The sequence below is a fragment of the Pseudomonas mandelii genome (assembly GCF_006438925.1).
GTDB lineage: Bacteria > Pseudomonadota > Gammaproteobacteria > Pseudomonadales > Pseudomonadaceae > Aquipseudomonas > Aquipseudomonas mandelii_C.
Genome location: NZ_RCZA01000010.1, coordinates 39,016 through 58,308 on the forward strand (window position 1 = coordinate 39,016; position 19,293 = coordinate 58,308).

General features: G+C 60.0%; 16 protein-coding genes. 6 read left to right on the plus strand and 10 right to left on the minus strand.

Annotation, left to right across the window (positions count from 1 at the left end):
- Positions 1–49: 49 nt before the first annotated feature.
- The gene (locus EAH74_RS22530; RefSeq protein WP_140681185.1) at positions 50–1,615 is read right to left on the minus strand and encodes an aldehyde dehydrogenase (NADP(+)); all 1,566 of its coding nucleotides are present in this window, start codon (positions 1,613–1,615) and stop codon (positions 50–52) included.
- 6 nt (positions 1,616–1,621) lie between these two features.
- Positions 1,622–2,251: an isochorismatase family cysteine hydrolase gene (locus EAH74_RS22535; protein ID WP_140681186.1), complete on the minus strand. Its 630-nt coding sequence runs from the start codon at positions 2,249–2,251 to the stop codon at positions 1,622–1,624.
- A gap of 100 nt (positions 2,252–2,351) precedes the next feature.
- Between EAH74_RS22535 and EAH74_RS22540 the strand changes: the two genes are divergently transcribed.
- Positions 2,352–2,861, plus strand: coding sequence for a winged helix-turn-helix transcriptional regulator (locus EAH74_RS22540; RefSeq protein WP_123369196.1), 510 nt, complete (start codon positions 2,352–2,354; stop codon positions 2,859–2,861).
- Here EAH74_RS22540 and lipA read toward each other — a convergent pair.
- From lipA to EAH74_RS22570, 6 genes are all read right to left on the minus strand, one after another.
- Entirely contained in the window at positions 2,836–3,852 is a 1,017-nt protein-coding gene (gene lipA, locus EAH74_RS22545) for a lipoyl synthase (protein ID WP_140681187.1), read from the minus strand. The two genes, EAH74_RS22540 and lipA, sit on opposite strands and share 26 nt — an antisense overlap.
- Before the next feature lie 209 nt (positions 3,853–4,061).
- Positions 4,062–5,318, minus strand: coding sequence for a serine hydroxymethyltransferase (glyA, locus tag EAH74_RS22550; RefSeq protein ID WP_140681188.1), 1,257 nt, complete (start codon positions 5,316–5,318; stop codon positions 4,062–4,064).
- 158 nt (positions 5,319–5,476) lie between these two features.
- Positions 5,477–8,332 carry an aminomethyl-transferring glycine dehydrogenase gene (gene gcvP / locus EAH74_RS22555; protein ID WP_140681189.1) on the minus strand — a complete coding sequence of 952 codons (2,856 nt, stop codon included), beginning with the start codon at positions 8,330–8,332 and terminating at the stop codon, positions 5,477–5,479.
- Positions 8,333–8,342: 10 nt separating this feature from the next.
- Positions 8,343–8,720 (minus strand): glycine cleavage system protein GcvH, encoded by a 378-nt coding sequence (gcvH, locus tag EAH74_RS22560; RefSeq protein ID WP_140681190.1) that lies wholly within the window; start codon positions 8,718–8,720, stop codon positions 8,343–8,345.
- A 418-nt stretch (positions 8,721–9,138) separates the two neighbouring features.
- Positions 9,139–10,647, minus strand: coding sequence for a sigma-54-dependent transcriptional regulator (locus tag EAH74_RS22565; protein WP_140681192.1), 1,509 nt, complete (start codon positions 10,645–10,647; stop codon positions 9,139–9,141).
- A gap of 56 nt (positions 10,648–10,703) precedes the next feature.
- Entirely contained in the window at positions 10,704–11,618 is a 915-nt protein-coding gene (locus EAH74_RS22570) for a LysR family transcriptional regulator (RefSeq protein ID WP_140681193.1), read from the minus strand.
- Between the two features lie 151 nt (positions 11,619–11,769).
- Between EAH74_RS22570 and speB the strand changes: the two genes are divergently transcribed.
- The 4 genes from speB (at position 11,770) to betA (ending at position 17,743) form a co-directional block, all read left to right on the plus strand.
- Positions 11,770–12,774 carry an agmatinase gene (gene speB, locus EAH74_RS22575; RefSeq protein ID WP_123368824.1) on the plus strand — a complete coding sequence of 335 codons (1,005 nt, stop codon included), beginning with the start codon at positions 11,770–11,772 and terminating at the stop codon, positions 12,772–12,774.
- Between the two features lie 27 nt (positions 12,775–12,801).
- A complete protein-coding gene (locus tag EAH74_RS22580; RefSeq protein WP_140681194.1) occupies positions 12,802–14,310 on the plus strand; it encodes an aldehyde dehydrogenase family protein in 1,509 nt (502 codons plus the stop codon).
- A 173-nt stretch (positions 14,311–14,483) separates the two neighbouring features.
- Positions 14,484–16,052, plus strand: a complete 1,569-nt coding sequence (locus tag EAH74_RS22585) for a purine-cytosine permease family protein (RefSeq protein WP_140681195.1) — start codon at positions 14,484–14,486, stop codon at positions 16,050–16,052.
- A gap of 2 nt (positions 16,053–16,054) precedes the next feature.
- Positions 16,055–17,743 (plus strand): choline dehydrogenase, encoded by a 1,689-nt coding sequence (gene betA, locus EAH74_RS22590; protein WP_140681196.1) that lies wholly within the window; start codon positions 16,055–16,057, stop codon positions 17,741–17,743.
- Positions 17,744–17,835: 92 nt separating this feature from the next.
- Here betA and EAH74_RS22595 read toward each other — a convergent pair whose 3' ends face one another.
- Entirely contained in the window at positions 17,836–18,012 is a 177-nt protein-coding gene (locus EAH74_RS22595) for a hypothetical protein (protein ID WP_240050543.1), read from the minus strand.
- 122 nt (positions 18,013–18,134) lie between these two features.
- On the opposite strand from EAH74_RS22595, the gene EAH74_RS22600 reads away from it, so the two are divergent.
- Positions 18,135–18,464 carry a hypothetical protein gene (locus tag EAH74_RS22600; protein ID WP_140681456.1) on the plus strand — a complete coding sequence of 110 codons (330 nt, stop codon included), beginning with the start codon at positions 18,135–18,137 and terminating at the stop codon, positions 18,462–18,464.
- Positions 18,465–18,565: 101 nt separating this feature from the next.
- On the opposite strand, the gene EAH74_RS22605 is transcribed toward EAH74_RS22600, so the two are convergent.
- Positions 18,566–19,282 (minus strand): glycosyltransferase family 25 protein, encoded by a 717-nt coding sequence (locus EAH74_RS22605; protein ID WP_140681197.1) that lies wholly within the window; start codon positions 19,280–19,282, stop codon positions 18,566–18,568.
- Positions 19,283–19,293: the final 11 nt, after the last annotated feature.

The window sequence follows — 19,293 nt, forward strand, 5'->3', positions numbered from 1 at the left end:
GAGCGGGCGCCGCCGGGCGGGTTGGCAAAGACTGCTTCAAGGATGGCTTTTATTGGCCGTCTACGAGGCGAGGCAGCCCCAAGGGATCAAACTCGCGCAATGACTCAGGCAATAGCTCATCAGGAAAACCCTGGTACGACACCGGGCGCAAAAAGCGTTCAATCGACGTCATGCCAACCGAGGTGAAGCGGCTGTCCGACGTTGCAGGAAACGGTCCACCGTGGATGGTGGCGAAAGACACCTCCTGAGGATGCGCGAAGGCGTTGACAACGATTCGCCCGGTGCGCCGCTCCAGGACCGGCAGCAAGCGATGAGCCAATGGCATATCGCGCTCATCAAGATGCATGGCGGCGCTGAGCTGGCCCTTGAGCGAGCGAGCGACGGCGATCAGTTCATCCTCATCCTTGACGTTCACCAGCAGTGCTGAAGGACCGAATACTTCTTGCGCAAGTACCGTCTCGGTCAGGAAGCGTTGACCGTCGACCTCATGCAACACCGATTGGCCATCAACATCAGCGTTGGATAGCGAGCCTTCGGCGACGCGACTTGCACCAACGCTCTCCATTGTGGCTAGGCCGTTCAAGTAGGAGGCATGAATACCCGGCGTCAGCATGGTGCGCGCCGATGCTTCGGTGACGCGCTTGATCATGGCGGCGCGCAGCGCTTCAAAGCCAGCCCCTTTGATGGCGAAGAGGATGGCAGGTCTGAGGCAGGCTTGCCCCACATTGACCAGCATGCGCTCGACAAAGCCATCACCGATTTGCGCGCCACGCGCGGCCAGCGCATAGGGCAGGATGAACGTGGGGTTGACGCTGGTCATCTCGGTGAATACGGGAATGGGGTCGGGGCGTTGCTGCGCACGCCGGTACAGCGCCATGCCGCCATGCTCCGAGCCGGTGAACGTCACAGCCTTGATCAACGGATGATCGACCAAGGCTTCGCCGATCGTGTTGCCGCTGCCACGTACCATCGAGAAAACACCCTCTGGCAGTCCGTTCTCTTGCACCGCCTTGCGGATGGCACGCGCCTGAATTTCTGATGCGCCGGGATGAGCGTTATGCGCCTTCACGATGACGGTCGCGCCGGCTGCCAACGCTGAAGCGGTATCGCCACCTGCGACCGAATATGAAATGGGAAAGTTGCTCGCACCGAAAATAGCCACAGGGCCGATCGCCATTTTCTGAAGTCGATGATCCATGCGTGGGCGGGGTTGACGATGAGGCTGTGCCGGATCGATGGCCAACTGGAGGAAGCGTCCTTTGCGTACGACATCCGCAAATTGGCGAAACTGGGTGGCGGCTTTTGCCGCTTCGCCCTCAAGCTGAGTCTCAGGCAGGCCCGTTTCGAGCGCGGCCCGTGCGGCAAGCTCATGGCGGACAGCGTCGAGATTGTCGGCAATGCTTTCCAGGAACGCCGCGCGCCGGGTGAGCGAGGTATGGCTGTAACGGTCAAATGCTTCGTCGGCGAGCGTCGCAGCCTGGTCGACTTCCGCCACGCCACCGAATGCGAAATCCGGTTCGATCAACTGGTTGGATGCGGGGTTGAGTGCCTTCATGGTCCCTTCAGTGGCCGAGACTTCGTTTGCACCAATGATGAGGTTTCCAGTCAATTTCATGGCGTGTTACCCCTGCTGTGCCAGAGACGCGATCAGCTCGTCCGTCGCCACAATGGCGTGGGCGAACGTGGGGCCGTTGAGTTCATGCGCGGCCTGCATCATTTCCGGCTTGAAGGCAGCGGTCGCATCACGCACCAGTGTGACGTGGTAACCGAGTTCCACGGCGTAGCGCGCTGTTGCCTCGATGCAGGTATTCGCCAGCAGGCCAACGATGATCACGTGCGTGATGCCTTTCTGCTTGAGGCGAAAATCAAGGTCGGTATTGGCAAATCCGCTCGAGCCCCAATGTTCCTGAACGACGATGTCGCCATCCTTTGGCGCGAAATCGGGGTGCCATTCGCCACCCCATTCCCCGCGTGCGAAGTGATGCATGTGCATGACCTTGCATTGTGTGGGGCTTGGATGATCCCAGCCTTCGTAGTCGCCTTGCTCCCAACGGCGGTGCGGTACGATGACCACCGGAATATCGAGTGCACGGACGGCGCGGTCGAGGGCGCGCAGATTGTCGAGCAGGCCGACTTGCTCGGCAATCGGCTCGATCAAGGGGTAGACCTTTCCGCCTTCCGACAGGAAATCATTGTAAGGATCGACCAGCAGATATGCGGTTCTGTTGAGGGGATAAATGGCTTTGGACATGGCGATTTTCTCCAGGGATTTGGGATGACCCGTGCCGAGGGCTTGCTCTGGCATGCTGTTGATATGATAATCATAGCAACTGTAGAAGAGGCAAGTCCTTATGTCGGTAAACACAAGTGCTGTTCAAACCCTGTGCCCGATTGCACGGGCTGAGGCGGTCGTGGGGGACCGCTGGACCGTATTGGTCCTGCGTGAGTTGTTCATGGGGAGCCATCGATTCGACGAGATCCAGGCGCAGACCGGAGGAACCCCGCAAATGGTCGCCGCACGTCTGAAAAATATGGAGGCTGACGGGCTCGTCGCACGCCGTCCTTACAACGAGCGGCCGCCACGCTACGAATATCACCTCACCCCGAAAGGGCAGGCGTTCTATTCGGTGGTCCTTGCGCTGCGGGCGTGGGGAGAAACCTGGTGCAAGTCGCCGGAAGAGGCGTTGGCGGTCGTTTATACCCACAAAACCTGTGGCCAACCCGCAGGGCTAGGGCCGCTTTGCGAACATTGCGGCGAACTCTTGCGCCGTGAAGAGCTGATCAGCGAGCCGAGCGCCGCCTATATCGAAGAACGCAACGCACGGCGCGAGGCTTTCAAGGGGAATCGAATCCAGCAGTAAGGAGGGAATCCACAGTACTCGTTGCCCGCTGAACTTGTTGGTCAGCATGGTAGGACGAGCGCACCAGAGGACCGGACGCAACGTTCTTGAAGCCCATCCGCGTACCTTCCTCGGCGAACCAGGCGAACACGTCGGGGTGGACGAAACGCTGGACCGGCAAGTGACTGCGCGACGGTTGCAGGTATTGGCCGAGGGTGAGCATGTCGACATCGTGCTCACGCATGCGCTGCATGACTTCGATGACTTCCTCGTCGGTCTCGCCAAGGCCCAGCATCAGGCCGGATTTGGTCGGTACATGCGGGACCATTAGCTTGAACTTCTGCAGCAGATCCAGTGACCACTCGAAATCCGAACCCGGCCGCGCGGCTTTGTACAGGCGCGGGACGGTCTCCAGATTATGGTTGAACACATCGGGTGGCTCAGTGGCGGTGATCGCCAGGGCGACGTCCATGCGGCCGCGGTAATCCGGCACCAAAGTTTCCAGTTGCACACCCGGCGACAGCTTGCGGATTTCGCGCAGGCAATCGACGAAATGCTGGGCGCCGCCGTCGCGCAAGTCGTCGCGGTCCACCGAGGTGATCACCACGTACTTCAAGCGCAGATCCGCGATGGCCACGGCGAGGTTCATCGGCTCGTCGGCGTCCAGCGGTTTCGGCCGGCCGTGGCCGACGTCGCAGAACGGGCAACGGCGGGTGCAGATGTCACCCATGATCATGAAGGTCGCCGTGCCACCGGAAAAACACTCACCGAGGTTCGGGCAGGAGGCTTCTTCACAGACGCTGTGCAGTTTGTGTTTGCGCAGCAACTGTTTGATCCGGTCGACCTCGGGGGAGATCGGAATGCGTACGCGAATCCAGTCGGGTTTGCGTGGGAACTCATCGGTCGGGATGATCTTCACCGGAATTCGCGCAACCTTTTTTGCACCGCGCAGTTTTACGCCGATTTCCATTTTTACCGGCACTTTGCCGGTCGTTTCCACAAGAGTACTCATGTCGTTTTTCCTTTAGCGCGAGCGGGGGGGCGGCCGGCACTTTGTAGCAGCTGTCGAGCTTGCGAGGCTGCGTTCGGCTGCGCAGCAGTCGTAAAACCTGAGTGCGAGGTTTTTCTGAAACACCGCATCGTCTGATTTCACGACTGCTTCGCAGCCGAACGCAGGCTTCGCCAGCTGCTACAAAGTGCGGGCCTGCCTCCCGCTGCGGATCAGTCGCGGTAGACAGGGAAATCAGAGCACATCGCGGCAGCCTGTCTGGCGACGTTGGCCTCGACATCGGCATCGCCGAGGTGATCGAGAATGTCGCAGATCCAGCCCGCCAGCTCGATGCTCTGGGCTTCCTTGAAACCACGGCTGGTGATCGCTGGCGTGCCGATGCGCAGGCCAGAGGTCACGAACGGCGATTGCGGATCGTTCGGTACGGCGTTCTTGTTCACGGTGATGCCGGCACGACCGAGGGCAGCGTCGGCGTCTTTGCCGGTCAGGCCCTGACGAATCAGGCTGACCAGGAACAGGTGGTTGTCGGTACCGCCCGACACGACGTCGTAGCCTCGATCAATAAAGACTTTTGCCATCGCCTGGGCGTTACGGATCACTTGCGCCTGATAGGACTTGAAGGCCGGCTCCAGCGCTTCTTTGAAGCACACAGCCTTGGCCGCGATGACATGCATCAACGGGCCACCCTGACCGCCGGGGAATACCGCAGCGTTGAGTTTTTTCTCCAGTTCCGGATTGGCCTTGGCCAGGATCAGGCCGCCGCGCGGACCGCGCAGAGTCTTATGGGTTGTGGTGGTGACGACATCGGCAAAGGGAATCGGGTTCGGGTACAGACCAGTCGCTACCAGCCCGGCAACGTGGGCCATATCAACAAACAGGTAAGCACCGACCTTGTCGGCAATCGCCCGGAAGCGTGGGAAGTCCAGGGTCTTCGAGTAAGCGGAGAAACCGGCGATGATCATTTTCGGCTGGTGCTCGACGGCCAGGCGTTCGACTTCGTCGTAATCGATCAGCCCGGTCGCGGTGTCGATGCCGTACTGAACGGCGTTATACAACTTGCCGGAAAAGCTGACTTTGGCGCCGTGGGTCAGGTGACCGCCGTGGGCCAGGCTCATGCCCAACACGGTGTCGCCGGCTTGCAGCAACGCCAGATAGACCGCCGCGTTGGCCTGGCTGCCGGAGTGCGGCTGGACGTTGGCGTAATCGGCGCCGAACAGCTGTTTGGCGCGGTCGATGGCCAATTGTTCGACCACGTCGACGTGTTCGCAGCCGCCGTAATAGCGCCTGCCCGGATAGCCTTCGGCGTACTTGTTGGTCAGGCCGCTGCCTTGCGCTTCCATCACCCGTTGACTGGTGTAGTTTTCCGAAGCGATCAGCTCGATGTGATGCTCTTGACGTGCGTCTTCGGCGTTCATCGCTGCCAGCAGTTCGTCGTCGTAGCCTTTGATCTGGTCGTGCTTGCTGAACATGGTGGAGTCCTCTGTTGTTCTTGGATGGATAGACGTACACCTGTAGGAGCTGCCGAGTGAAACGAGCTGCGATCTTTTGATTTTTAGAATCCAAGATCAAAAGATCGTCCGAACGCGGCCCGAACCTTCGGCAGCTCCTACAGGGTTAAGCGGTGTTTTCAGGCGTCCTGGTAGTCCGCAATCGACGGGCAGGCGCAGATCAGGTTGCGGTCGCCAAACACGTTGTCGACCCGACCTACAGGCGGCCAGTATTTGGCGTCGATCAAGGTTTCGAGTGGGTACACCGCTTGCTCACGGCTGTACGGATGCGTCCACTCGCCAACGATTTCCGCCGCGGTGTGCGGGGCGTTTTTCAGGGGGTTGTCGTCCTTGTCCAACGTGCCGTTTTCCACCGCGCGGATTTCTTCGCGGATGCGGATCATGGCGTCGCAGAAGCGGTCCAGTTCTTCCCTGGATTCGCTTTCGGTCGGCTCGATCATCAGCGTGCCGGCCACCGGGAACGACATGGTCGGGGCGTGGAAACCGAAGTCGATCAGGCGCTTGGCGACGTCATCGACGCTGATGCCGCTGCTGTCTTTCAGCGGACGCAGATCGAGGATGCATTCGTGTGCCACCAGGCCGTTGCTGCCGGTGTAGAGCACCGGGTAGTGCTCTTCGAGGCGACGGGAAATGTAGTTGGCATTGAGGATCGCCAGTTGCGATGCGCGTTTCAGCCCGGCGCCACCCATCATCCGAATGTACATCCAGGTAATCGGCAAAATGCTCGCGCTGCCGAACGGTGCCGCGCAGACCGCGCCTTCTTTGCGCTCCATGGTCCCGTGACCCGGGAGGAAAGGCGTCAGGTGCGATTTGACGCCAATCGGGCCAACGCCCGGGCCGCCACCGCCGTGGGGAATGCAGAAGGTTTTGTGCAGGTTCAGGTGCGACACGTCGCCGCCGAACTTGCCCGGCGCGCAGAGGCCGACCATCGCGTTCATGTTGGCGCCGTCGATGTACACCTGGCCGCCGTTGTCGTGAATGATGCCGCAGATTTCGCGGATGCCTTCTTCGAACACGCCGTGGGTCGACGGGTAGGTGATCATCAGCGCGGCGAGGTGTTCTCGGTGCTCGATGGCCTTGGCGCGCAGGTCTTCGATGTCGACGTTGCCGCGGGCATCGCAGGCGGTCACCACCACGCGCATGCCGGCCATGTTGGCGGTGGCCGGGTTGGTGCCGTGGGCCGAGGACGGGATCAGGCAGATGTCGCGACGGTCTTCGCCACGGCTCTGGTGATAAGCGCGGATCGCCAGCAGACCGGCGTATTCACCTTGCGAACCGGCGTTCGGTTGCAGCGAGATCGCGTCGTAACCGGTGGCGGCGCAGAGCATCGCTTCCAGCTCGTCGGTCAGCTGCTGGTAGCCGGCGCTTTGCGCGGCCGGGGCGAACGGGTGCAGGGCGCCGAATTCAGCCCAGGTCACCGGGATCATTTCGCTGGCGGCGTTGAGTTTCATGGTGCAGGAACCCAGCGGGATCATGGTGCGATCCAGGGCCAGGTCCTTGTCGGCGAGCTTGCGCAGGTAGCGCATCAGCTCGGTTTCCGAGTGATAACGGTTGAACACCGGGTGGCTGAGGATTGGCGACTGGCGCACCAGGGCGGCCGGGATCGCGCTTTGCACGGTTGCAGCCAATGCCGCGAAGTCCGGCAGGGGCTTGCCGTCGGCCAGCAGGGCCCACAGGGTTTCCACGTCGGCTTGCGAAGTGGTTTCGTCGAGGGACAGGCCCAGACGCTCAGCATCGACCACGCGCAGATTGATCTGTTTTGTACGTGCTTTTTCGTGCAATGCGGCAGTGTTGGCGCCGGTCATGATCGTCAGGGTGTCGAAGAAGTTTTCCTGTTCGACGCTCAGGCCCAGTGCGCTCAAGCCTTGGGCCAGAATAGCGGTCAGGTGATGCACGCGGTTGGCGATCTGCGTCAGGCCTTTTGGCCCGTGGTACACGGCGTACATGCTGGCGATGTTGGCCAGCAAGACTTGCGCGGTGCAGATGTTGCTGGTGGCCTTCTCGCGACGGATGTGTTGCTCGCGGGTCTGCATCGCCAGGCGCAGGGCCGGCTTGCCGAAACGGTCCACGGAGACACCGACCAAACGGCCCGGCATGTCGCGCTTGAACGCATCCTTGGTGGAGAAATACGCTGCGTGTGGACCACCGAAGCCCAGCGGCACGCCGAAGCGTTGCGCGCTGCCGATGGCGACGTCGGCGCCGAATTCACCCGGCGGGGTGAGCACGGTCAGGGCCAGCAGGTCGGCGGCGACCGCGACCAGCGCATTGACGGCGTGGAAACGTTCGGTCAGTTCGCGGTAGTCGAATACATCACCGTTGCTCGCCGGGTATTGCAGCAGGGCGCCGAAGAACGGCGTCACGTCCGTCAGTTCGCGCTCGTCACCGACGACCACGTCGATGCCCAACGGCTCGGCACGGGTGCGCAGTACATCGAGGGTTTGCGGGTGGCAATGCACCGAGGCGAAGAACGCGTGGCTGCCCTTGTTCTTGCTCAGGCGTTTGCAGAAGGTCATCGCTTCGGCGGCGGCGGTGGCTTCATCCAGCAGCGAGGCGTTGGCGATCGGCAGGCCGGTGAGGTCGCTGATCAGGGTCTGGAAGTTCAGCAGCGCTTCGAGACGGCCTTGGGAAATCTCCGGTTGGTATGGGGTGTAGGCGGTGTACCAGGCCGGGTTTTCCAGCAGGTTGCGCAGGATCGGCGACGGCGTGTGCGTGCCGTAGTAGCCCTGGCCGATGTAGGTCTTGAACAGCTGGTTTTTGCCGGCGATGGATTTGATCAAGGCCAGGGCGTCGGCTTCACTCAGGCCGTCTTCGAGGCCGAGGACGCTGGTGCCCTTGATGCTGTCGGGGATGACGCTGGCGCTCAGGGCTTCCAGGGAGTCGAAGCCGAGGCTGTTGAGCATGGCTTGCTCGTCGCCAGCGCGCGGGCCAATGTGGCGGGCGATGAATTCGTTGCGGGTGTCGAGGAGGGTGGTCATACGCAAATCCTCAAGCGTCGTCGTTGGTCAGGCGCTCGTAAGCGGCCTGGTCGAGCAGGGCGTCCATTGCACGCGTGTCGCTGGGGCGCATACGGAAGAACCAGCCCTCACCCAGTGCGTCTTCGTTGATCAATTCGGGAGAGCTTTCCAGCGTCGAATTCACCTCGACCACTTCGCCGTCCAGCGGCATGTACACGCTGCTGGCAGCTTTCACCGACTCGAGCACCGCTACTTCATCGCCAGCGCCGAAGGTGCGCAGCTCAGGCATCTGAACGAAGACCACGTCACCCAGCGCCTGCTGGGCATAAGCGGTGATCCCCACAGTGATCAGGCCATCGCTCTCAAGACGCAGCCATTCGTGATCGACGGTAAAACGCAATTCGCTCATATCAACTCCTCATTGTTCAGACTCATCCACTGCTGGTGGCGGATGGCGATTGGCAGGCTCGTGCCGGGCAGCGAGCGTGGCTTGAGGGTTGAAAGCAAGGGCGGTGCCAATCTTATTTATTTATTAAAAATCAATGAGTTGAGATGTTTTTAGCAGGATTGGTGCGCAGCTTCCGTATTGAAATCAATACAGACATGCGCAGAGGAGGGAGCGAAGTCTATGGCAGACACGTCGAGAGGGTTTTGTCTTGATTTCGATACGCTGTATCGATTTTAAGACGCCTATCTCCGTGGGAGCGAGCCTGCTCGCGAAGAGGGAGTGTCAGTCGATATTTATGTCGCCTGTCACACCGCTTTCGCGAGCAGGCTCGCTCCCACAGGGTCAGTGTTGGTGGCGGGATTGTGTTCCGGTAGAGGCTTCACGGCTTGTTCGGAATGCCGTATTTACGCAGCCGGATAGCGATGGCACTGTGCGAGGTTTGCAGGCGTGCCGCCAGTAAACGGCTGGAGGGATAACTGCTGTAAAGCTGCTCCAGCAAATTCTTTTCAAACCCTTCGACGGCATCCTCCAGGCTGCCGACCTCGCCGTCGTTTTTGCGCTCGACGGCGGTGCGGGCGATGTCGAGGTCGTCGATGTCCACCAGCGGGTTTTCGCAAATGGCAGCGGCGCGGAAGATCACGTTTTGCAGTTGCCGCACATTGCCCGGCCAGCGGTTGCCGAGCAATGCCGGATAGGTCCCGGGCGCCAGGCGACAGACCGGACGCTGGATCTGCGCGCACGCCTGCTGCATGAAGTGGTTGGCCATCAACAGGATGTCGTGACCGCGCTCGCGCAACGGTGGCACTTGCAGGTTGAGCACATTGAGGCGGTAGAACAGGTCCTCGCGAAAGCTGCCTTCGCTGACCATTTTTTCCAGATCACGGTGGGTCGCGCTGAGGACCCGCACGTTGACCTTGACCTCACGATCGCCACCCACCCGACGGAAGCAGCCGTCGCTTAAAAAGCGCAGCAACTTGGCTTGCAGGTAGGGCGACATTTCGCCGACTTCGTCGAGGAACACCGTGCCCTGGTCGGCCAGTTCCAGCAGGCCGAGTTTGCCGCCGCGCTGGGCACCGGTGAAGGCGCCCGCGGCATAGCCGAACAGCTCGCTTTCGGCGAGGCTCTCCGGCAGTGCCGCGCAGTTCAGGGCCAGAAAGGGTGAGTCATGCCGTGCGCTGATCGCGTGGCAGGCGCGGGCGACCAACTCTTTCCCGGTGCCGGTTTCGCCCTGAATCAGCAGCGGTGCGTCGAGTGTTGCCACGCGCTGGGCACGGGCCTTGAGGGTCCGAATCGCCGGTGACTCGCCGAGCAGCGCGTCGAAACCTTCGGCATGGTCATGATGCAGCGCCGAGAGGCGTTCACCGATGCGGTTCGGTTGATACAGGGTCAGCAGGGCGCCAGCATCGGTGATCGGCATGGCGTCCAGCAGCAGCGTCTGGCCACCGAGGCTGACCTCATGCATGGGCAGGCGAAAACCGTGTTCGATCAATGTGCGTTGCAAGGCGGGATCATCGAAGAGCGCCGTCAATGGCTCACCGGCCGGTTCTCGACCGCACAGAGAAATCAGCGCTGGATTGGCCAGCAGCACATGACCACGCTCATCCACCGCCAACACCGGGTCGGTGCTGGCAGCCAGCAAGGCATCGAGTTGCAAGCGTCGGCGCTGCCCCGGGAGGATGTCGACCATCGTCACCGCTTGCACGCCCCGCACCCCAAGAAAAGCCTCGCGCAACTCCTCCAGCACATCGGTGCCGAGGGTGGGCGCATCGATGTAAACGTTGGGCGGTACCATCTCGACGGCATCCAGGTTGAAACGGCGCCCACCGAGCAGGGCCAGCACTTCCTGGGTGATGCCGACTCGGTCGATGAAGGTGACGTGGATGCGCATAGGTGGCCTGCAAGGGTTACGAACAGAGTGAGTATGACCGGCACCAGCAGTGTCTGTCAGGTGGTGCCGGTGGTGCGCGAACAGGCGGCCAGATCCTCAAGGAACGCCTGAAGGATCGGCGGCGGGGCAGTGCCCCGTCGGGTGATCACGTCGAACGGCGACATCAGTTGCAAGCTGGTGGGCGCCAGTTGGTGCATCTCGCCGGTCTTGATCCACTGGGCGGCGAAGTGCATCGGCAGAAAGCCCAGATAGGCGCCGGAGATCAGCAGAATGGCCAAAGCCTCGATGTTGTCCACGGTCGCGGCGGCCTTGCTGACGCCCAGGTGCTCCAGGTCGTATTGCTGCATGTAACCCCTGACGACAATCCGGCTCGCGGCAATCTCTTCGAGCAGTTCGTCGCCCTCGGCCTTGCTGCCATACAGCGGATGCCGCCGCCCGCAATACAACCCCAGTGCTTCCTGATACAGCGGTGAGTGCAGCAGGCCCGGAACGTAGATCGGGAAGTGCCCGATGGCCAGGTGCAGGCGGCCATCGAGTACGCGTTCTTCCAGTTCCGCGGGGGTGCCGACGTACACGTTCAGGTGCACATCATGCCCTCTGGATACGAAGCGCTGGGTGGTGCGCGGCAGTGGAGAATCGGGGTCGGTAATGGTGGTGTCGATGATCCCCAGATTGAGCTTGCCGCTGATGTGCTGCTTGAGCACGTCAGCGTCCATGCAGAAATTTTCGACCGCCGAGAGCAGACGCTGAGTGGCTTCGTGGATCGCCACGCCTTGCTCAGTCAGGCGAAAGCCGCTGCGCCCGCGTTGACAGAGCTTGACCCCTAGCCGGGTTTCCAGATGAGTCATCTGTTCGCTGATGGTTGATTGGCCGGCATTCAACGCCGCCTGCGCGGCGGAAAAGCCCCCGCACCTGACAATCGTGGCAAACACCCTGAGCAGTTTCAGATCGACATCGTGCAGCGGGATCACCTTGAACCTCCCGCGTGTGGATGCATCGGTAATGCCGATATGAGTATCTGATGTTTAGCATTTTTTCCACGAAAACCTGCGCCCATAGTCATTTCAACGGCGGTCGCCTTCCAAGTCCGCCAGCTGATAACAAGAATTGGAGATGCCTGAAATGTCGAACAACGGTTATGAATCCGGTCGCCTGAACCTGCCATTCGTGGGTCACTGCACCTTTGGCAAATCCCCGGTGTGCACCGATTGGGATGCATTGGATGCGGACGTGGCGGTCCTCGGCGTGCCCAACGACATGGGCACCCAGTGGCGTTCCGGCGCACGCTTCGGACCACGCGGCATTCGTGAGGCATCGACCCTGTTTTCCTTCGGCCATGCCGGCGCCTACGACCACGAAGACGACGTCATGTACTTGACCGCCGCCGATGTGCGCATGGTCGATGTGGGTGACGCCGATATCGTGCACACCGACATGGTCACCAGTAACGAGAACACCGAGTACGCCGTGCGCAAGATTCTGGATGCCGGCGTCATGCCGGTTGTACTCGGTGGCGATCACTCGGTTCACGCGCCGGTGATCAAGGCGTTCGAGGGCCGTGGCCCGATCCACATCATCCACTTCGACGCGCACCTGGACTTCGTCGATGAACGTCATGGCGTTCGCTACGGCCATGGCAACCCGCTGCGCCGCGCGTCGGAAATGAACCACATTGTCGGCATGACCCAGATGGGTATCCGCAACGTGTCTTCGTCCAATCGCGATGACTACGAAGCGGCCCATGCGGCCGGCTCGAAGATCCTTTCGGTCCGTGATGTGCGCCGCCTCGGCGTCGAAGGTGTGCTGGCGTTGATCCCGCAGAACATCAACTACTACATCACCATCGACATCGACGGTTTCGACCCGTCCATCGCCCCTGGCACCGGCACCCCAAGTCACGGCGGCTTCCTCTATTACGAAGTGCTGGAAATCATCCAGGCCCTGGCCAAACGCAGCAAAGGCAACATCGTTGGCATGGATCTGGTGGAGGTTGCACCGGTCTATGACCCTTCCGGCATGACCTCGATTCTGGCGGCGCAACTGCTGCTCAACAGCATCGGTTTCATCTTCCACGAGCGGGCTCAAGCTCGGCAAGTCACGAGCGAAACCACCACGGCCACGGCGTGATCCGACCGCCGCACAGAGGGAATAAAAATGGACACGATCGTTAAGCAGTATCTCCAGAAATTTGGTGTATCCGAAGCCACCCAGACCTTCCTCAGCAAGGTTCAGAGGATGTTCATCGGTGGCGCCTTTGTCGAGGCCAGCGACGGGCAGACATCCGATGTTATCGAGCCGTCGACCGAGGGCCTGATCACGCGCATTCCGATGGGCACCACACAGGATCTGGATCGCGCCGTGCAAGCCGCCCGGGCACAGTTTGACGGTGGCGCCTGGCGTCAGGCCAAACCGGCAGAACGCGAGCGGATGATGCAACGCCTGGCGGACTTGATTGAAAGCAACGCCGCCGAACTGGCGGAAATCGAATCGATCGACATGGGCAAGTCAGTCGCCTTCGCGCGGGATGTCGATATCCAGGGTACGGTCGATACGCTGCGTTATTTCGCCGGTTGGGCGACCAAGCTGCATGGCCGAACCGTTGAACCGTCGCTGCCGGGCAATTACCTGGCCTATACGCGCAAGGAAGCGGTAGGTGTGGTCGGGGCCATCGTGCCCTGGAACTTCCCGCTGCAAACCATGGCCTGGAAGCTCGGCGCGGCGCTGGCAACCGGTTGCACCGTGGTGGTGAAACCCGCCGAATTGACCTCGCTGTCGGCCTTGCGCTTTGCCGAACTGGTTCAGGAAGCCGGCATCCCGGACGGGGTGATCAACATCGTGACCGGACGCGGCAGCGTGATCGGTGCGGCGATGGCCACGCACCCCGGTATCGACAAGCTCACCTTCACCGGCTCGACCCCGGTCGGCCGTACCGTCGGCCGCGCCGCGCTGGACGAAATGAAGCGACTAACCCTCGAACTCGGAGGAAAATCACCGGTAATCGTATTGGCCGATGCCGACGTGCCGGCCGCCGCCCAGGCCATTGCCAACGGCGTGTTTTTCAACTCGGGTCAGGTGTGCGATGCCGGTACGCGGGCCTATATTCATCGCAGCGTCTACGACGAATTCCTGCGCGAACTGATCGCCTACACCCGCACGCTGAAAATCGCACCGGGTCTGGATCCAGACTGCTTCATCAGCCCGTTGGTCTCGGCGTTGCAGAAGGAGCGAGTGACCGATTACATCGAAACCGGCAAGCAAGAAGGTGCCGAACTGGTCTACGGCGGCCAGCCTGTCGAAGGCCCCGGTTTCTTCGTCGAACCGACCATTTTTGCCCATTGCCGCAACGACATGCGCATCGTCCAGGAAGAGATCTTCGGTCCGGTGCTGGTCACCGCACCGTTCGACGATGAAGAAGAGGCCTTGGCCCTGGCCAATGACTCGCCTTACGGCCTGGCGGCGGCACTGTATTCCAATGACCTTGGAAAGGTGCACAGCCTGATCCCACGGTTGAAAGCGGGTTCGGTCTACGTCAACGCCCACGGCACCCTCGACCCGTCGATGCCGTTCGGTGGCTACAAGCAGTCCGGATTCGGCAAGGATCTGGGTGCGGAGCAGCTCGATTACCTGCTGGAGACCAAGGCGGTCTGGATCACACTTCCCTGAGTCAAGGCTGACTCAAATCCCATGTGGGAGCGAGCCTGCTCGCGAAGATGCCGGCACATTCAGCATCAATGTCGCCTGACACATCGCCTTCGCGAGCAGGCTCGCTCCCACAGGGGTGTACACCAAAACAATGCAGTTATCTCGTCATGATCTTCCAACAATAAGAGACCATCATGAACACTAACGCCAAGTCAGCCCTGAGCGTGTCGGTCCTGGACGACAAACCCGTCGTCGAAAGCCATTCAATTGACTTCATCCCGGAGAGCGAGCGCACCGACAAACTGTCTAGCCAAGGCCCGTTCTGGTTCCTCGGCAATTTCACTTTCTTCACCATGACCATCGGCTTCGTCGGACCGAGCGTCGGCCTGACCGCGCTCTGGACCACACTGGCCGGCACGCTGGGCATCATGTTCGGCACGCTGTTCATGGCCTTTCACGGTTCGCAAGGTCCGCACCTTGGCCTGCCGCAAATGATCCAGTCCCGTGCGCAGTTCGGCTATCGCGGTGTGATCCTGGTGCTGCTGGCGACGCTATTTGTGTTCGCCGGTTTCAACATCGTCAACCTGGTGTTGATGATGCAGGGGTTGCACACGTTATTCGGTTTCAACCCCGCAGTGATCGCGGTGGCGGTGACGATACCGGCGGCCGTATTGGCGATCCTCGGGCATGACTGGATGCACCGCAGTTTCAAATGGGCGTTGTACCTGTCGCTTCCGCTTTATGGCCTGGTGACGTTGGCCGTGCTGATGGGCTGGGTTCCCGATGCCGCGGTGCCGGTACTCGCGGCCGGTGAAGTGGCCCCCGCGCCGCTGGGCTTCAACTGGACCGGTTTCATTGCCCAGTTCGCAGCAGCGGCGAGTTACAACATCGCTTACGCCCCGTATGTGTCCGACTATTCGCGTTACCTGCCGAAGAACACTTCCTGCGGCAAACTGATCGCCGTGGTGTTCCTGGGTGCCTCGTTGTCCGGCGCATGGATGATCTCTGTCGGTGGCTGGCTGGCCGATCACCTGCACTCCACGGACGTGCTGGTGGCCCTTGGGCAAGTCGGCAACACCGTGTCGCCACTGATGGGAACTGTGGTGGTGGTTGTCACGATCCTGGCGTTCCTGCCGGTCATCGCCATGAACATCTACAGCGCGAAGTTGACCACGCTGACCTGCGTCGACTCCATCAAGCACATCGAGCCGACCCGCAAGGCACGCATTCTGGCGATTGGTTTCGTGATCCTGCTGCAACTGGGCGTGGCCCTGAGCATCCAGAGTTCGGGCAAAGGACTGTCAGTGTTGGGCATCTACCTGGTGGTGATGCTGTACTTCCTGGTGCCATGGACCTCGGTCAACCTGACCGACTACTTCTTCGTCCGCAAAGGCCGCTACGCCATCCCGCACTTCTTCATGCCCCACGGCAACATCTACGGCAGCTGGGGGCTGCGCGGCATCGCGGCGTATGCCATCGGCTTCATTTCGATGATCCCATTCTTCTACATCTACGATGGCGTTGAACAGCGTGAGGTCTATGTCGGCCCGCTCGCCAAAGCGCTCGGCAGCATCGATATCGCCTGGCTGGTCGGGCTGATCGTGTCAGGGCTGGTCTACTACTGGTTCAGCCGTTCAATCGACCTCAAGCGCGAAGAAGCCGTCATCCAGCACATCGAAAAAACATCCCCGCAATACACCACCGGCGACAAGTTGACCCTGCCTTCGTTGCACGTTTTCAACGAATCGGCGGTCCGGAGATAATCATGGCTACGCAAAAATACGACTACATCATCATCGGTGCTGGCTCGGCAGGTTGTGTGTTGGCCAACCGCCTCAGCGAAGACCCGGCCACCTCCGTGCTGGTACTGGAATTCGGCGGCAGCGATCGCAGTGTGGTGATCCAGATGCCGAGTGCATTTTCGATCCCGATGAACACCAAGAAGTACAACTGGCGCTACGAAACCGAGCCTGAGCCTTTCCTCAACGGACGTCGCATTCACTGCCCAAGGGGCAAGGTGCTGGGTGGCTCTTCGTCGATCAATGGCCTGGTGTATATCCGTGGCCACGCTTATGACTTTGACGAATGGGAGTCCCTCGGTGCAGAGGGCTGGGGCTATCGCAATTGCCTGCCGTATTTCAAACGGGCCGAACATTACGAGGAGGGCGGTGACGGCTATCGCGGCGGCACCGGCCCGTTGCACACCACCAACGGCAATCACATGAAAAACCCGTTGTACGGAGCCTGGGTCGAAGCCGGCGCAGAAGCAGGCTACATCAAGACCGATGACTGCAACGGCTACATGCAGGAAGGCTTCGGTGCCATGCACATGACGGTAAAAAACGGCGTACGCTGCTCCACGGCCAACGCTTACCTGCGTCCGGCCATGGGACGTCCGAACCTGACCGTGATCACCCATGCAATGACCCGTCAGATCATCCTTGAAGGCAAGCGAGCCGTCGGCGTCATGTATGACCACGAAGGCCAGACGCACCAGGTCTATTGCAACCGGGAAGTGCTCGTATCGTCCGGGCCCATCGGCTCTCCACACTTGTTGCAACGCTCCGGTATCGGTCCGGCCGAGGTCTTGCGCAAAGCCGGGATCGGCGTGCGTCATGACCTGCCGGGAGTCGGGGAGAACCTGCAGGATCACGCCGAGGTGTATATCCAGTTCGGCTGCAAGGAACCCGTGACGCTCAATAGCAAAATGGACCCGCTGAGCAAACTGTTGATCGGTCTGCGCTGGCTGTTGTTCAAGGACGGGCTCGGCGCCACCAACCATTTCGAGGCCGGTGGTTTCATCCGCTCGGACAAGGGCCTGCGCTGGCCGGACATTCAGTTCCACTTTCTGCCCGCGGCCATGCGTTATGACGGCAACAAACCGATCAAGGGCCACGGCTTCATGGTGCTCACCGGGCCGAACAAACCGAAAAGTCGCGGTTATGTTCGGGTGCGTTCCGCGGACCCTTACGAACATCCGCAGATTCAATTCAACTACCTGCAACGCGAAGAAGACCGCGAAGGCTTCCGCCGCTGCATCCGCCTGACTCGCGAGATCATCGGCCAACCGGCGATGGACCGCTTCCGCGACGGCGAGATCGCCCCCGGGCCACAGGTGAACACCGACGAAGAAATCGACGCCTTCGTGCGTGAAAACCTGGAAAGCACCTACCATCCCTGTGGCTCGTGCCGTATGGGCGAAGACGAGATGGCCGTGGTTGATTCCGAGCTGCGTGTGCGGGGCATCGCGGGGTTGCGGGTGATTGACTCGTCGGTGTTTCCGACCGAGCCAAACGGCAACCTCAACGCACCGACCATCATGCTGGCCGAGCGGGCTTCCGATCTGGTTCGTGGGCGCACCATGCTGCCGGCGTCCGATGCGCCCGTAGGGCTTGTGCAGGATTGGGAAACCAGCCAGCGATCATCGTTGCCGGGACGCAATGTGAGGGTTTAAACCCGACGGGTTAACCGCTTAGGAGAAGACATATAAAACGGGCGCCTTCAGGGCGCCCGTTTTTTTACTTCGCTGCACGTACAGACGCTAGCTCATTTCAACACCAGCAAGCGATAAACCCCGCCCTCGCTTTCGATCCCATGGGTGTCATGGGTGTCATGGGTGTCATGGGTGAAACCCGGGAAGGATTTGTCGAAGGCTTCCAGCGCCTTGAGACAGGCCAGCAACGGCCTATCCGCAGCTTCTTCGAGTGTCACCCGTTCGATCAAAAAACGTCCGTAAGACAACGGAGAAAACAAGCTTTAGCGCACTTAAGGCATTTTGCTGGCCCCGAAGTCTGAAACTTTTGACCAAAATCAATTTATTTTCAGTTAGTTGGGATCGAATGCAAATGCGGAATGTGATGGTTGCGCTGATTTCGTTAGGCTTGGCGAGCGCTGCTGCTTCTGTCCAGGCCAAAGAGCTGGCATCGAATGATCGTTACATTTGCAGCTGGGGCGCAGGTACCGCGGCGAGAGCCCAGGAACTCAAGCTGTCCGGGGTTTCACTGTATGCAGCGCGGCAGAAGTTACATACCTACAAGTTCAGCAAGCCGTGGATGCACATGATGGCGATGGGCATTACCGAGCAGACCTATGACAGTCATTCGCGGATGAAGCCCGCAGCCCTGCGCGAGAGCTTTTATGAGGAGTGCGTCCGGTACAAGTTGGCGCGCAAATGACGAGGGCGGTCCGCCACAATCACCCAGACACGGCGCCTGCGCCGTGCCGGGTTGGTTACGTCAGACATTGGGTACTTCAGACTTCCCCTAAATGGAGAAAACTATCGAGTTCTTCTCAGGTTTTTTGCCTTCAACCTCCTAAGCATACCCATTACCGGCCGCAGGAGAGGCACTCTGTCAAAGATGGAAAGCTCATGCAGGTCCGTCCGCGAGGGCCTTTGATAGCCACAATTCCAGGTGAAATAGTAAGCCGAAATTTCTTTATTCTTATGAATAAGCGTATTGAGAGCAGCGTCATAATGCATCGGACCTCCGTCAGGATGCCCCGGCGGCCGCTCCAGAACCTGGAATAAAAAATCCCTCAATTTCCCAAAGCATCTTCCGTTTACAGCATAGAAATGGGCCAAATGTATTGGCCGGTCGACTGCTTTCCAAGCGGGCAAGTTTGAATTTTCTTCAAACGGATGCCCAAAATAGACGATGTCCCACTCCAAACCTTCCAGAGACTCGATCGCCTCTTTCCCATATTGAGAAATATGTCTGGAAAACTGTATGTCGTCCTCCATGATCAAGATATTTTTCAAATTCAGGCGCATTGCCTCTTCGAGCACCCCCAGATGACTCAAAAAGCAGCCTCTGACCCCGACGCTCGGGAAGCCATTTCCCTCACTGGGCGTAACAGCCTCAAAAAAGCCTATTTTTTCATCATCAATGTGAAAGCCATTGCGAGTGAATTCTTCTACTGTTTCTAAACGGCGATCCCTTCTTGACGAGATATTGATGATTCTTACTCGATCAAAATATTCGATCACATTCATCTGTCAGGTCC